This window comes from Streptomyces sp. NPDC007856, assembly GCF_042868225.1.
Taxonomy (GTDB): domain Bacteria; phylum Actinomycetota; class Actinomycetes; order Streptomycetales; family Streptomycetaceae; genus Streptomyces.
This window is the reverse complement of the sequence record NZ_JBIAEC010000037.1, coordinates 21,985-35,385: the sequence shown is the minus strand read 5'-3', so window position 1 is coordinate 35,385 and position 13,401 is coordinate 21,985. Positions and strand designations below refer to the sequence as shown.

Below are 13,401 nucleotides of genomic sequence, written 5' to 3'. Positions count from 1 at the left end.
CGACATCTCGAAGCGTGGAGAACGGCCGTCTCCGCTGTCCCGTGAAGAACCGCAGGTCAGCAGGACGAGTGACCCGCGAGGTTAAACGCCAAGCTGAGACGATGCGGGGAATCCGGTATTCACCGAATTCGACGTGTTGTACGGAGGTCGGCATGGCTGAGGGCGCGACGCGGCGCACGGTTCTGGCGACGGGTGCGGCGGCGGTCGTCGCACCCGTCGCGGCATGCGGTGGCGGCGCCACCACGAGCGTCGGCGAGGAGCTGGCCAGTACCAGTGACATCCCGGAGGGTGGCGGCAAGATCTTCAAGGACAAGAAGGTCGTCGTCACCCAGCCCAAGAAGGGTGACTTCAAGGCCTTCTCGGCGATCTGCACGCACTTGGGCTGCACGGTGAGCACGGTCGCGAACGGCACGATCAACTGCCCCTGCCACGGCAGCAAGTTCCACATCGGGGACGGTTCGGTGGCCCACGGTCCGGCGAAGCGGCCGCTGCCCAAGGAGTCGATCAAGGTGGAGGGAAATTCGATCAAACTGACGTGAGGGGTCGGCGTACGCTCCCGGCATGCAGCCCGAGACCCTGGTACGCGACCACACCGTCTACGCCTGCGTCATGGGTTCCCGGGCCTTCGGCCTGGCCACGGACACGAGCGACACCGACCTGCGGGGTGTGTTCCTCGCCCCCACCCCCCTCTTCTGGCGGTTCGAGAAGCCGCCGACGCATGTGGAGGGGCCGGGCGAGGAGCAGTTCTCCTGGGAGCTGGAACGGTTCTGCGAGCTGGCGCTGCGCGGCAACCCGAACATCCTGGAGTGCCTGCACTCCCCGCTGATGGAGCGGCTGGACGACACCGGCCGGGAGCTGCTGTCCCTGCGCGCGGCCTTCCTCTCCCGCCGGGCCCACGACACCTTCACCCGCTACGCCCTCGGCCAGCGCAGGAAACTGGACGCCGACATCCGTACGCACGGCGCCCCGCGCTGGAAGCACGCCATGCATCTGCTGCGCCTGCTGATGAGCGCCCGGGACCTGCTGCGCACGGGCGAGCTGCGGCTCGACGTCGGCGACCGGCGCGAGCCCCTGCTCGCGGTGAAGCGGGGCGAGGTCCCCTGGGCCGAGGTCGAGAGGTGGATGGCCCGGCTCGGGACGGAGACGGAGCAGGCCCTGCACCGCACGCCGCTGCCGCCCGAACCTGACCACGCGCGCGTGGCCGACTTCCTGTTCCGGGTGCGCCGGGACTCAGCCGTCCAGGCGCACGCGGACCACGAGGTCGTGCAGGGCGTCGTACGCACCGGGCGCGTCGGGCAGGGCTGAGGCGGCCTGCGCCTCGTCGAGCTCGGCGTGCAGCCGCTCCACGTCGGCCTCCACGCGCGCGTGCGGGACATCCGCGCTGCCGTGCTCCCGCTCCGCCTTGGCGGCGATCAGCTCGGGCAGATAGCCGGGGGCGTCGAGCTGGTCCAGCAGCGTGGGCAGGTGGGCCTGGACCTCGCCGCTGCGCATGAGGTGGATGCCGGTGAGCAGCACCCGGAACGTGTAGAGCAGCGGCTTGAGTTCGCCGGTCTTCTCGAACAGCCGCCACTGGGTCACCGCGAATCCCCGGTAGTGGTGGGCGTGGTGGCTGGTGAGGACGCCGGGGGCTAGCGCGGCCAGCTCCCGGTGCGTGTCCCCGGTGTGCACGACCAGCGGCGAGAGCAGCTGCTCCAGCACATAGCCGTTGCGGCGCAGCATCAGCCGTACGAACTTGCGCAGATCGTGGGTGACGAGGTCCAGTTCGACGCCGTAGCGCACCCAGGCCCGGGAGCGGGTCTCCTCCGGCTCGCGCAGCCCGACGAGGTCGGCCGCCGGGAGCAGATGGACGCCCCGCAGATCCACGTCGGAGTCCTGCGAGGGGAAGCCGTACAGATGGGCTCCGGACACGGTCGCGAACAGCAGGGGGTCGGGCTGCTCCGCGACCACGGGCTTCAGGTCGATGTCGAGGTCGTCGATCATGGGGCTAAGCGTCCCAGAGCGTGCCCAGCGCCGACAGATCGCCCCGGTACTCGATCCGCTCGGTCCAGTCGGCCGGCCAGGCCTCCTCGCCCAGCCACGCGCCCGCGAAGGCGCCGGTGAGGCAGGCGACGGAGTCGGAGTCGCCGGAGGAGCAGGCGGCCCGGCGCAGGGCGGTGACAGGCTCGTCGGGGAAGAGCAGGAAGCACAGCAGTCCGGTGGCGAGGGCCTCCTCGGCGATCCAGCCCGCGCCGGTGGCCAGGCACGGGTCGGTCTCCGGTGAGACGGTCCGCACGGCCTGCTGAAGGCGGTCGAGGACGGCGAGGCACTCGTCCCAGCCGCGCGCTATGAAGTGCTCCGGGCTGGGGTCCTGGGCGCGGGTCCACAGGTCGCCGAGCCAGGTGTGGTCGTAGTGCGTGCGGTGGTCGAGGGCGTATGAGCGCAGCTGTCCGACCAGACCCGTCGGGTCGGTGCCCTGGGTGAGCAGGCGGACGGCGCGGGCGGTGAGGTCCGAGGCGGCGAGCGCGGTCGGGTGGCCGTGGGTGAGCGCGGACTGCAACTGGGCGGCGCCGGCGCGCTGTTCGTCGCTCAGGCCGGGGGCGAGGCCGACGGGGGCGACCCGCATGTTGGCACCGCAGCCCTTGGAGCCGACCTGACTGGCGTCCTGCCAGCGTCGGCCCTCCTCCTTCAGCAAGGCGCACGCGGTCAGGCAGGTGCGGCCCGGGGCGCGGTTGTTCTCCGGCGAGTGGTACCAGTCCACGAACTCCGCGCGCAGCGGCCGCTCCAGCCGCTTGGGCGCGAGGTATCCACGCTCCATGGCCGTCCTGAGTCCGCGTCCCACGGCGAGGGTCATCTGCGTGTCGTCGGAGACGAAGGCGCGCTTGGGCAGCCCCATCTCCCGCCAGGGCCCGCACTTGGCGAGGATCGACGGTACGTCGTCGAACTCGGCCGGGAAGCCGAGGGCGTCCCCGAGGGCGAGGCCCAGGAGTGCCCCGGTGGCGGCGCGCTTGGACATAGGATCACCATCCCCCTTTATCGTCACCCTGACAATAAAGGGGGATGGTGATCGCGGCAAGGCGTTTTGTGCGCCGGCTTAGAGGTCGACTTCCTTCATGAGCATCCCGACCTCGGTGTTGGACAGGCGCCGCAGCCAGCCCGACTTCTGGTCGCCGAGGGTGATCGGACCGAAGGCGGTGCGGACCAGCTTCTCGACCGGGAAGCCGGCCTCGGCCAGCATGCGCCGCACGATGTGCTTGCGGCCCTCGTGCAGGGTCACCTCGACCAGGTAGTTCTTGCCGGTCTGCTCCACGACCCGGAAGTGGTCCGCGCGCGCGTAACCGTCCTCCAGCTGGATGCCGTCCTTCAGTCGCTTGCCAAGGTCGCGCGGGATCGGGCCGACGATCGCCGCGAGGTAGGTCTTCTTCACGCCGTACTTGGGGTGGGTCAGACGGTGCGCCAACTCACCGTGGTTGGTGAGCAGGATGACGCCCTCGGTCTCGGTGTCCAGCCGGCCGACGTGGAAAAGCCGCGTCTCACGGTTGGTGACGTAGTCCCCGAGGCACTGCCGCCCCTCCGGGTCCTCCATCGTGGAGACGACACCGGCGGGCTTGTTCAGTGAGAAGAACTGGTACGACTGCGTCGCGACCGTCAGGCCGTCGACCTTGACCTCGTCCTTCTCCGGGTCGACCCGGCGGCCCTGCTCCAGGACGATCTCGCCGTTGACCTCCACGCGCGCCTGCTCGATCAGCTCCTCGCAGGCCCGCCGCGAGCCGTAGCCGGCGCGCGCGAGGACCTTCTGCAGCCGCTCGCCCTCCTGCTCGGCGCCCGGGAAGGTCTTGGGCAGCTTGATGTCCTTCTTGCCGGCGTAGCGGTCCCGGTTGCGCTCCTCGGCGCGCGCCTCGTACTCACGCGAGCGCGCGGGGGCCGTACGGCCGCGCCCACCGCTCTGCTGGGGCTGCTTGGGGCCGCCCTTGGCGCCGCCGCGGGCCGCGCCGCCGCGCCCGGACTTGGGGCCGTCCTTCGAGGCGGCCGGGCCCACGTCGTAGCGGCGCTCCTCGGGGCGGGGCTTGCGGGAACGGCCCTGCCCCTGTCGCTCGTCCCGGTTGTTGCCGGCGCCGCGGTAGTTACCGCGCCCGCCGCTGTTCCTGCCGCTGCCGCTGCTTCGCATCAAGGTTTCCGTCTTAGTCGTCTGCGTCCTGAGCACCGGGCGCGTCGGGCGCGTCCGGGTCGAACGACGGGACCCCTTCCTGGGTCTCGGCCTCGATCGCCTCCGCCTCCGGGAGGAAGGGCGCGAGCTCCGGAAGCTCGTCCAGGCCACGCAGGCCCATCCGCTCCAGGAAGTAGTTCGTCGTCCTGTACAGGATCGCACCTGTTTCGGGTTCCGTGCCCGCCTCCTCGACCAGACCCCGTTGCAGGAGGGTGCGCATCACACCGTCGCAGTTGACTCCGCGTACCGCGGAGACACGGCTGCGGCTGACCGGCTGGCGGTAGGCGACGACCGCGAGGGTCTCCAGCGCGGCCTGGGTGAGCCGGGCGGTCTGGCCGTCCAGGACCAGCCGCTCGACGGCGGGCGCGTAGTCGGCGCGGGTGTAGAAGCGCCAGCCGCCCGCGACGAACCGCAGCTCGAAGCCGCGGCCCTGCACGGTGTACTCGTCGGCCAGCTCCCGCAGCGCGTCCGCCACCTGCCGCCGCGACCGCTCCAGCAGCTTGGCGAGGTGCTCCTCGGTCGCGGGCTCGTCCACGACCATGAGCATGGCCTCCAGGGCGGGCTTGAGGGCGAGATCGGCGACGCCGCGCAGCCCCGGGGAGAGCTCTGTGGTCTCGCTCATACCTTCTTGTCCTCCTTCTTGTCCTCCTTGGGCTGCTCCGGCGGCCGGTCGAACTCGTCGGTGACCATCGGTGCGGTGTCGGTGTCCCCGCCGGTCCAGCGCACGAGCAGCTCGCCGAGCGCGGTCTCCTGTTCCAGGGCGACGGCCTTCTCGCGGTACAGCTCCAGCAGGGCGAGGAAGCGGGCCACGACGGTGAGGGTGTCGTCGGTGTCCTCGACCAGCGCCCGGAAGCTGGCTTCGCCCAGCTCCTTCAGCCGCGCGACCACGATTCCGGCCTGCTCCTGCACGCTGACCAGCGGGGCGTGGATGTGGTCGACGTAGACCTGTGGCTTGGGCTTGGGCTGCATCGCCTTGACCGCGAGCCTGGCGAACCCCTCGGGGCCGATACTGATGACGACCTCGGGCAGCAGCTCGGCGTGGTGCGGTTCCAGGCCGACGGTACGGGGCCAACGCCGGGCTTCCTCGTCGAACCGCCGGTTGAAGATGTCCGCGATCTGTTTGTACGCGCGGTACTGCAGCAGCCGGGCGAACAGCAGGTCCCGCGCCTCCAGCAGCGCCAGGTCGGCCTCGTCCTCGACCTCGGCGGCGGGCAGCAGCCGGGCCGCCTTCAGATCGAGCAGCGTGGCGGCGACGACAAGGAACTCGGTCGTCTGATCCAGGTCCCAGTCGGGCCCCATGGCCCGGATGTGCGCCATGAACTCGTCGGTGACCTTGGAGAGGGCGACCTCCGTGACGTCCAGCTTGTGCTTGGAGATCAACTGAAGGAGCAGATCGAAGGGCCCCTCGAAGTTGGCGAGCCGCACCTTGAAAACACCGTCGACGGAGCCCTGGGCCTCCACGGCCTCTCCGGGTCCAGCGGCTACGGGAGCTTTGGGCCCGGCGACCACGAGCACTTCCGGCACGCCGAGCGCGAGAGCTTCCGGCCCGGCAACTGCGAAAACCTCCGGCCCGGCGGTCACCTGCACTTCCGGCACGGCGGGCACGGACCCATCAGAGTCGGCAGCTACCGGCACGTCCGGCCCGGCAACTGCGAAAACCTCCGGCCCGGCGGTCACCTGCACTTCCGGCACGGCGGGCACGGACCCATCAGAGTCGGCAGCTGCGGGCGCTTCCGGCGCGGCGGGCGCGGAGCCGTCGGAGTCGGCAGCTGCAGGAGGTTCGGGCTCGGTGGCTGCGGGGGCTTGCGGCTCGGCGGGTGTCGGCTCTTCGGGGGGCGCGGGCGGCGGTTCCCCGGGTGGGGTGGCTGCGGATGCCTCTTCCGGCAGGCCGTCGGGCTCACTCGCCTGCGCCGGAACCTCGCCCTCAGCCGTCGGCTCGCTCTCCGGCGCAGCCGGCGGAGCCACACGCGGAGCCCCTGGACCCCGCCCCAGCGCACGCCGGCGGCCGGCGCCGGCGCCGGGGAGGGGAACGTCGTTCGAGGTCATAGCCCCCGCAGGCTACCCCTACCGCCCCCGCAGCCGGCGTACGAGGATGCTCGCGTCCCCGCGGGACTCCAGGTCGGCCAGGACCACGGCCACCGCCTCGCGGACGATGCGCCCGCGGTCGACGGCGAGCCCGTGCTCGCCGCGCAGCACCAGACGGGCGTGTTCGAGGTCCATCAGCTCCTCGGCCGACACATACACCGTGATCTTCTCGTCGTGCCGCTCGCGCCCACTGGGCCGCCGCGCCGCCGCCCGCCCCCGCTTCCGCGGCGCCGCGGCGGAGGGCTCACCAGAACCGTCCTGCGCCGCCTGCCGCCGCGCCGGGCGGGTGCGGGACTCGCCGGCCCCGTCCTGCTCGGCCTCCGCCGCGGCATGCTCCGCGCCCTCGCCGTCACCGCCCTGGACCGGCACCGACGGCGGTGCGTCCTCCGCGGCGGCCGCGCCGTCGCTCTCCCCCGCGGGAGCCGGGACCCGGGCCTCACCGTTGGCCGAGCGGCGGGGAGTCGACGGCTGCAGTGCCGTCCCCCCTGTCGTACGGAAGAGTTCGTCGGCCCCGGGCAGACTCACTCGGCGTGACACCGGGCGAGCACCTCCCTGGCGAGCTGGCGATAGGCGGCGGCACCGACGGAGTTGGAGGCGTACGTGGTGATCGGCTCACCGGCGACCGTGGTCTCCGGGAAGCGCACCGTGCGGCCGATGACCGTGTGGTACACGTGGTCGTCGAACGCCTCGACCACACGGGCCAGGACCTCACGGCTGTGGACCGTGCGCGAGTCGTACATCGTGGCGAGGATGCCGTCCAGTTCGAGCTCGGGGTTGAGCCGCTCCTGGACCTTCTCGATGGTCTCGGTCAGCAGAGCCACACCGCGCAGGGCGAAGAACTCGCACTCCAGCGGCACGATCACCTTGTGAGCGGCCGTCAGGGCGTTGACGGTGAGCAGGCCGAGCGAGGGCTGACAGTCGATCACGATGTAGTCGTAGTCGGGCATCAGCGGCTTCAGGGCGCGCTGCAGCGTCGACTCACGGGCCACCTCGGAGACCAGCTGGACCTCGGCGGCCGACAGGTCGATGTTGGACGGCAGCAGGTCCATGTTGGGGACCGCGGTCTTCAGCAGGACCTCGTCCGCGGACATGCCCCGCTCCATGAGCAGGTTGTAGACCGTCAGGTCGAGTTCCATCGGGTTGACGCCGAGACCCACCGACAGCGCGCCCTGCGGGTCGAAGTCCACGAGCAGTACGCGTCGGCCGTACTCCGCGAGCGCGGCACCCAGATTGATGGTCGACGTGGTCTTGCCGACGCCGCCCTTCTGGTTGCACATCGCGATGATCGTCGCGGGGCCGTGGTCGGTCAGCGGGCCCGGGATCGGGAAGTACGGCAGTGGGCGTCCGGTCGGGCCGATGCGCTCACGGCGCTGGCGGGCCGCGTCGGGCGCGAGCGTGGCCGCGTACTCCGGATCGGGCTCGTACTCGGCGTCGGGGTCGTAGAAGTGCCCCTCGGGCAGTTCGTCGTAGTCGGCGAATTGGTTGTGGGGCGCGCCACTTCCGTCGCCGGCCATGGCGTTCACGTGATGGCCATCCATGCTCTGGGGTGCTGTCCGGGCCGTCTGCGGACCCGGACTCTGGTGGGCTGCGAAGGTGCGCACAGCTACGGAGCCGACAGCCTCGAATCCCGCGGGGCCCTGGCCCCGTGCAGGCATTCCTGGTTGACCACCCCCGGGAGAAAATGTCGACTCATTCACAAGTCGTCTTACCTCCTTGGTGACCAGGAAACTTCTAGACAAGGTCAGCGTGGCACCATGCCGACGGTTGGCGACTCTATGGCGTGTCGGCGGTCCGCAGCAACACAATCCGCCGGACCCGGCAGGATGTGTCGGCAATGAAACATCTCGCTGTCAAGGGCGTACGGCCGTCGCACAGCAGGTTTCACCGGTGTACGAATCGGTCCAAGGGTTGCGTTCGAGGCGAGTTGACCAAGAGTCGCCAAGTGACCATACACACATCCGGCCGGACCTTGTCGGGCAAGGTCCGGCCGGTTGCGCGCTGTTGACGAGTCGTGTTGACGAATCGCCTTTTGCCTCAGCCGAGCAGGGTCTCCAGCTCCACGTGCTCCAGGCCGTGGGCCTCTGCGACCTCCTTGTAAACGACCTTGCCGTCATGGGTGTTGAGACCCTTGGCGAGCGCGGCGTCGCGGCGCAGCGCCTCGGCCCAGCCGTTGTTGGCGAGGGAGACGATGTAGGGCAGCGTCGCGTTGGTGAGGGCGTTGGTGGAGGTGTTGGGCACCGCGCCGGGCATGTTGGCGACGCAGTAGAAGACCGAGTTGTGCACCTGGAAGGTCGGCTCGGCGTGCGTCGTCGGGTGGGAGTCCTCGAAGCAGCCGCCCTGGTCGATCGCGATGTCGACAAGGACACTTCCGGGCTTCATGCGGGCCACCAGCTCGTTGGTGACCAGCTTCGGGGCCTTGGCCCCCGGGATGAGGACCGCGCCGATGACGAGGTCGGCGTCGAGGACGGCCTTCTCCAGCTCGAAGGAGTTGGACATGATCGCCTTGACCTTCGTACCGAAGATCTTGTCGGCCTCGCGCAGCTTGTTGATGTCACGGTCGAGCAGGGTCACCTCGAAGCCCATGCCGACGGCGACCTGGGTGGCGTTCCAGCCGGAGACACCGCCGCCGATGACGACGGCCTTGGCCGGGGTCACACCGGGGACACCACCGGGCAGCACGCCACGGCCGCCGGCCGCGCGCATCAGGTGGTAGGCGCCGACCTGCGGGGCCAGCCGGCCCGCGACCTCGGACATCGGGGCCAGCAGCGGCAGGGCACGGTTGGGCAGCTCGACGGTCTCGTAGGCGATGGCCGTGGTGCCGGACTCGATGAGCGCGTCCGTGCACTCCTTGGAGGCGGCCAGGTGCAGGTAGGTGAAGAGGATCTGGTCCTTGCGGAGACGGTGGTACTCCTCCGCGATGGGCTCCTTCACCTTCAGCAGCAGGTCGGCGGAGGCCCACACCTCGTCGGCGGTGTCCAGGATCGCGGCACCGGCGGAGACGTACTCCTCGTCCGTGATCGAGGAGCCGAGGCCGGCGCCCCGCTCGATGACGACCTGGTGGCCGTTGCGCACCAGCTCGTGCACACCGGCGGGGGTGATGGCCACCCGGAACTCGTTGTTCTTGACCTCGCGGGGGATGCCGACCTTCACGTCGATCACGGTCCTTGGCTCAGAGGGTATGGGGGTGCTGTACAGACGTACCCAGACATGCAAGGGCATACCGGGAGACACCGCAGGAGAACGTGCGGCAGAGCCAGTTTAATGAAGGTGTTCCGACTGTCTAGCCTTTCATTGCATCAATCTTCGCTGGATGCACTGCGGATTTCGCAGGCATCGGTGTCCTGTTTGGGGCTTGCCTCGTCCTCCGAGCCCTCCTCGTCCAGCATGCGCCCGGCCGTCGCACGGTGCAGACGGGCGGCAGCCGGGTCCCCCAGGTGCTCCAGCGTGTCGGCGAGCCGGAGGTGCAGCGCGGCCTGCAACCGGAGGTCTTGGGCGCGGCGCGCCCACTCCACCGCCTCGTGGCAGGTGTGCAGGGACTCCTCGAACCGTCCCGCGTACTCCTGCACCCGGGCCAGCTCGCTCAACGCCCGTGCGTGGGCGGCGACATCGCCGCTCCTGCGGTAGCCCGCCACGGCGGCGCGCCAATTCCGCAGGGCCTCGCCGTAGCGGCCCGCGTAGGTGTGGGCGGTGGCGATCCGGCCGTACAGCCGGGCGGCCTGCTCGGGCTCGCCGCGCGCCAGCCGCTCGGCGAGGGCCCGGCCGAACCAGTCCGTGGCCCGGTCGTAGTCCCCGAGTTCCTGGTAGGCACCACCTACGGATTCCATTGCGCGACCGGCGGCGTACGGGTCATTTGCTCTGCGTCCGGCGTCCAGAGCCGACCGATATCGTGCCAGCGCGTCCCGGGTACGGCCGGTCCGCGCGTCCACGTCGCCCAGGTTCAGCAGGGCCGCGGCCTGCTCCCGGTACAGCCCGCGGCGCTCGGCGACATCCAGGACCAGGCTGTGCACCTCGTACAGGTCGGCCGCCGCGGCCTGCGTGCCGACATGCGCCACCATGGCCCTGACCAACTGGGACATCAGCCGTCGGGCGAGGGTGTCCAGCTCGCCGTCGGCCACCGCCAGCCGTGCGCACGCGAGCAGCGCGGAGCGCCGGATGCGCAGCCAGTCGGCGGCGGCCCTGGGATTGGGGAAGCGCACCTCGCGGGGCATCGCGCTCAGCTTCTCCCGGGCCTGCGTGTTGTCCGTCTCGGTGATCGCCCGGCAGGACTGCAGCAGCCGGACGGTCCGCTCCAGCATCCGGGCCCGGGCCAGTTGCAGCTCCGCGGGCCGTTCCTGGCTCTCGGCGCGGGCGCGCAGCAGCGGTTGCAGGCAGCCGGGGACGTCGTACTGGGGCAGCGGGGAGTCCACCGCGCGCAGCAGGCCGAGGGCGACGAACTCGTCCAGGAAGGCGCGGGCGGCGCTCACCGAGCAGCCGGCGAGGGCCGAGGCGGTGTGCGGGTCGATCAAACCGGCCGGGGCGAGGGAGAGCAGCCGCAGTATCCGGGCGGCCGGGCCGGGCAGGTCACCGAGGACGTGCCGGAAGACACGGGCGAGCGGGGTGCCGTCAGGGCCCTCGTCGGCGGCCGTGTGCAGCCGTTTGGCGAGGTCGGAGACGGCGGCCTTGGGGTGGGCGGCGAGCCAGCCGCCGGCCAGCACGAGGGCGGTCGGATGGCCATGGCAGGCCTCGACCAGGCTCTCGGCGGCGCGTGGGTCGACCGTGATGCGGACGGTGCCGGTGTAGCGGGTGAGGAGTTCCACCGCCGACTTGGTGTCCAGGCCGCCCAGGGTGCAGGGGCGGACGTCCGCGATGCCGGTGAGGGGGCCCGAGGAGACGGCCACCACCAGGCAGGCCGGGGCCTGCGGCAGCAGCGCGTCGACCTGCTCGGCGCCGGCCGCGTCGTCCAGGAGCAGCAGGGCGCGCCGGTCGGCGAGGGCGGTGCGCAGCGCCTCGGTGAGGTCGTCCTCGGCGGCGCCGGCCGGGGCCGGCAGCTCCAGCGCGGCGAGCAGCTCGCGGGCGGCGCGCCCGACGGGGACGGGGGTGCCGTCGGGCTCGCTGAGCCGGGCCCGCAGCACCCCGTCCGGGTATCGGCCCTCGATCTGCCGGACGAGTTCCTCGGCCAGGGCGGTCCGGCCGGATCCGGGACGGCCCGCGATCAGCAGCACACGCGCGCGTGGCGCCTTGCGGCCGGAGAGGGTGTCCAGTCCCGCGCGCTCGATGTCCGCGCGCAGCTCCTTCAACTCCCTTGTGCGGCCCAGGAAGTGGTCTTGTGTGCCGTCGTGCGCCGACAGTCGCACGCCGTCCGTGTCCACCGCCTGATCCGTCACGGGCCACACTCCCGTCCCACCGCACGCGCAAGCCCGCCGGATCTTCCGCTACGGGCGTGCAAGAGCCTAGTTCACGCCCTGCGAGGTGCCGTGACGAGCGCGACGGACGGATCCCCTGATCGGATCAGCCGATCGTCACACCAGTACACCGATCGACCGCGGTCCCGGACGCCTGGCGCGATCGGGAACGGGGTCACGGGTGCGGCCAAGGATGGGGCGACGAGCGCGGCCTTGGACCGAGCGCTGGGTGCGGCCTGGACCGGGCGACGGGCGGGGCGCAGGACCAGACCACGGGCGCACGCGGCACAGGACCGGGCGACGACTGCGGCTCAGGGCCACACCACAGGCACGGCCCGGGACCGGATCACAGGCACGGCACAGGACCAGCCCACGGGCACGGCCCAGGACCGCACCAATAGGTGCCGACCCAGGGCCCGACCACCGACTCGGCCAGGACCGGATCACAGCCGCCGGCCCGGAACCGGGCCGCGGCTGCAACTCAGGACCGGACCCCGGGCATGGACCAGACAAGGCCACGATCACGGCACAGGACCGGACCAAACAGGCGCCGCCCGGAACCGGGCCACGGCTGCAACCCAGGACCGGACCACGGGCGCGGACCGGGACCAGACGACGGGCACGGCAGGACCGGACCACGAGCGTCGACCCAGAACCGGGCGACGGCTGCGGCTCAGGACCGGACCACGAGCGTCGACCCAGAACCGGGCGACGGCTGCGGCTCAGGACCGGACCCCGGGCGCCGACCCAGAACCGGGCGACGGCTGCGGCTCAGGCCGAACCACAGGTACGGCACAGGACCAGGCCACGGGCACGGCCCGGGACCGGATCACAGGCACGGCACAGGACCCGACCACAGGCTCCTCGGCACAGGACCCGATCACAGCCGCCGGCCCGGAACCGGGCCGCGGCTGCAACCCAGGACCGGACCAGGGGCGCGGACGGGACCAGGCGACAGGCGCGGCCCAGAACCGGAGCACCAGCGCTGCGCAGAACCGGGCCACGGCTGAAGCTCAGGACCGGACCACGGGCGCGGACCGGGACCAGGCGACGGGCGCGGCCCGACCACAGCCGCGGCCCTGGGCCAGGTCGCGGCTGCTGGTCAGGACTGGAAGGGGCGGGCCGGCCAGGGGGCGTCGGCCGGGCGGAGCGCGTCGAGGCCGTCGCCGCCGCGCGCGGCCACCAGGGAGAGGACGCCGACGACCAGGCAGTTGTTGTGCACATCGCCGACCAGGACCCGGCGCACCAGTTCTTCGACCGGCACGCGTGCGTGCTCCATGTCGGTCTCCTCGTGCTCCGCCTCGAACCGCTCGCCCTCCGCCTCGGAAAGATCGCGGGCGAGGAAGATCCGTACGGCCTCGTCGCAGCCGCCGGGTGTGGTGTAGACGTCGGTCAGCACCCGCCAGTCCTCGGCCTTGACGTGCGCCTCCTCGTACAGCTCACGCTGGGCGGCGTGCAGCGGGTTCTCCCCGGGCACGTCGAGCAGACCGGCCGGGATCTCCCACAGCTTGTGCCGCACCGGGTGGCGGTACTGGTTGATCAGCAGCACCCGGTCCTCCTCGTCCAGGGCGAGCACGGCGACCGAGCCGGGGTGAACCTGGTAGTCGCGGCGGGCCACCGAGCCGTCGGGCATGACCACGTCGTCCGTGCGGACCGAGGTCTTGTTGCCCACGAAGGGGGTCTCCGTCGCCCGGATCTCCCACTCCTCGGCGGTGTCCTTGATCGTCATGCCCTGTCCTTCCCCAAAACGCC

12 protein-coding genes are annotated in these 13,401 nt (G+C 71.4%); 2 read left to right on the top strand and 10 right to left on the bottom strand.

The features are described 5' to 3' along the window. Positions 1-152: 152 nt before the first annotated feature. Both ACFYOH_RS41935 and ACFYOH_RS41930 read left to right on the top strand, forming a co-directional pair. Positions 153-539, top strand: a complete 387-nt coding sequence (locus ACFYOH_RS41935) for a Rieske (2Fe-2S) protein (RefSeq protein WP_388636851.1) — start codon at positions 153-155, stop codon at positions 537-539. A 22-nt stretch (positions 540-561) separates the two neighbouring features. After that, the gene (locus tag ACFYOH_RS41930) at positions 562-1,305 is read left to right on the top strand and encodes a DNA polymerase beta superfamily protein (RefSeq protein ID WP_388636848.1); all 744 of its coding nucleotides are present in this window, start codon (positions 562-564) and stop codon (positions 1,303-1,305) included. On the opposite strand, the gene ACFYOH_RS41925 is transcribed toward ACFYOH_RS41930, so the two are convergent. The 10 genes from ACFYOH_RS41925 to ACFYOH_RS41880 all read right to left on the bottom strand — a co-directional run bounded on the left by ACFYOH_RS41925 (position 1,231) and on the right by ACFYOH_RS41880 (position 13,378). Further along, positions 1,231-1,980, bottom strand: coding sequence for a DNA polymerase beta superfamily protein (locus ACFYOH_RS41925; protein ID WP_388636845.1), 750 nt, complete (start codon positions 1,978-1,980; stop codon positions 1,231-1,233). The genes ACFYOH_RS41930 and ACFYOH_RS41925 overlap by 75 nt on opposite strands. 4 nt (positions 1,981-1,984) lie before the next feature. After that, complete coding sequence (locus ACFYOH_RS41920) at positions 1,985-2,992, bottom strand: ADP-ribosylglycohydrolase family protein (protein ID WP_388636842.1); 1,008 nt, start codon at positions 2,990-2,992, stop codon at positions 1,985-1,987. A 78-nt stretch (positions 2,993-3,070) separates the two neighbouring features. Then, a complete protein-coding gene (locus tag ACFYOH_RS41915; protein ID WP_388636839.1) occupies positions 3,071-4,144 on the bottom strand; it encodes a pseudouridine synthase in 1,074 nt (357 codons plus the stop codon). Between the two features lie 13 nt (positions 4,145-4,157). Next, complete coding sequence (scpB, locus tag ACFYOH_RS41910; protein ID WP_388636836.1) at positions 4,158-4,805, bottom strand: SMC-Scp complex subunit ScpB; 648 nt, start codon at positions 4,803-4,805, stop codon at positions 4,158-4,160. Beyond that, positions 4,802-6,229: a segregation/condensation protein A gene (locus ACFYOH_RS41905; protein ID WP_388636833.1), complete on the bottom strand. Its 1,428-nt coding sequence runs from the start codon at positions 6,227-6,229 to the stop codon at positions 4,802-4,804. The genes scpB and ACFYOH_RS41905 overlap by 4 nt, the downstream gene beginning before the upstream one ends. An 18-nt stretch (positions 6,230-6,247) precedes the next feature. Further along, positions 6,248-6,805: a hypothetical protein gene (locus ACFYOH_RS41900; protein WP_388636831.1), complete on the bottom strand. Its 558-nt coding sequence runs from the start codon at positions 6,803-6,805 to the stop codon at positions 6,248-6,250. Continuing rightward, the gene (locus tag ACFYOH_RS41895) at positions 6,790-7,923 is read right to left on the bottom strand and encodes a ParA family protein (protein WP_388636828.1); all 1,134 of its coding nucleotides are present in this window, start codon (positions 7,921-7,923) and stop codon (positions 6,790-6,792) included. Before ACFYOH_RS41895 ends, ACFYOH_RS41900 begins: the two co-directional genes overlap by 16 nt. 379 nt (positions 7,924-8,302) lie before the next feature. Continuing rightward, positions 8,303-9,418 (bottom strand): alanine dehydrogenase, encoded by a 1,116-nt coding sequence (gene ald / locus ACFYOH_RS41890; RefSeq protein WP_388636866.1) that lies wholly within the window; start codon positions 9,416-9,418, stop codon positions 8,303-8,305. Positions 9,419-9,564: 146 nt separating this feature from the next. Next, entirely contained in the window at positions 9,565-11,631 is a 2,067-nt protein-coding gene (locus ACFYOH_RS41885) for a tetratricopeptide repeat protein (RefSeq protein WP_388636825.1), read from the bottom strand. A 1,120-nt stretch (positions 11,632-12,751) separates the two neighbouring features. Next, the gene (locus tag ACFYOH_RS41880; protein WP_388636822.1) at positions 12,752-13,378 is read right to left on the bottom strand and encodes an NUDIX domain-containing protein; all 627 of its coding nucleotides are present in this window, start codon (positions 13,376-13,378) and stop codon (positions 12,752-12,754) included. Positions 13,379-13,401: the final 23 nt, after the last annotated feature.

What these genes read in the sequence shown, in the direction of transcription:
- ACFYOH_RS41935 (WP_388636851.1), top strand. Translation starts at nt 153, where the DNA reads ATGGCTGAGGGCGCGACGCGGCGCACGGTTCTGGCGACGGGTGCGGCG.
- ACFYOH_RS41930 (WP_388636848.1), top strand. Translation starts at nt 562, where the DNA reads ATGCAGCCCGAGACCCTGGTACGCGACCACACCGTCTACGCCTGCGTC.
- ACFYOH_RS41925 (WP_388636845.1), bottom strand. Translation starts at nt 1,980, where the DNA reads ATGATCGACGACCTCGACATCGACCTGAAGCCCGTGGTCGCGGAGCAG.
- ACFYOH_RS41920 (WP_388636842.1), bottom strand. Translation starts at nt 2,992, where the DNA reads ATGTCCAAGCGCGCCGCCACCGGGGCACTCCTGGGCCTCGCCCTCGGG.
- ACFYOH_RS41915 (WP_388636839.1), bottom strand. Translation starts at nt 4,144, where the DNA reads ATGCGAAGCAGCGGCAGCGGCAGGAACAGCGGCGGGCGCGGTAACTAC.
- scpB (WP_388636836.1), bottom strand. Translation starts at nt 4,805, where the DNA reads ATGAGCGAGACCACAGAGCTCTCCCCGGGGCTGCGCGGCGTCGCCGAT.
- ACFYOH_RS41905 (WP_388636833.1), bottom strand. Translation starts at nt 6,229, where the DNA reads ATGACCTCGAACGACGTTCCCCTCCCCGGCGCCGGCGCCGGCCGCCGG.
- ACFYOH_RS41895 (WP_388636828.1), bottom strand. Translation starts at nt 7,923, where the DNA reads ATGCCTGCACGGGGCCAGGGCCCCGCGGGATTCGAGGCTGTCGGCTCC.
- ACFYOH_RS41880 (WP_388636822.1), bottom strand. Translation starts at nt 13,378, where the DNA reads ATGACGATCAAGGACACCGCCGAGGAGTGGGAGATCCGGGCGACGGAG.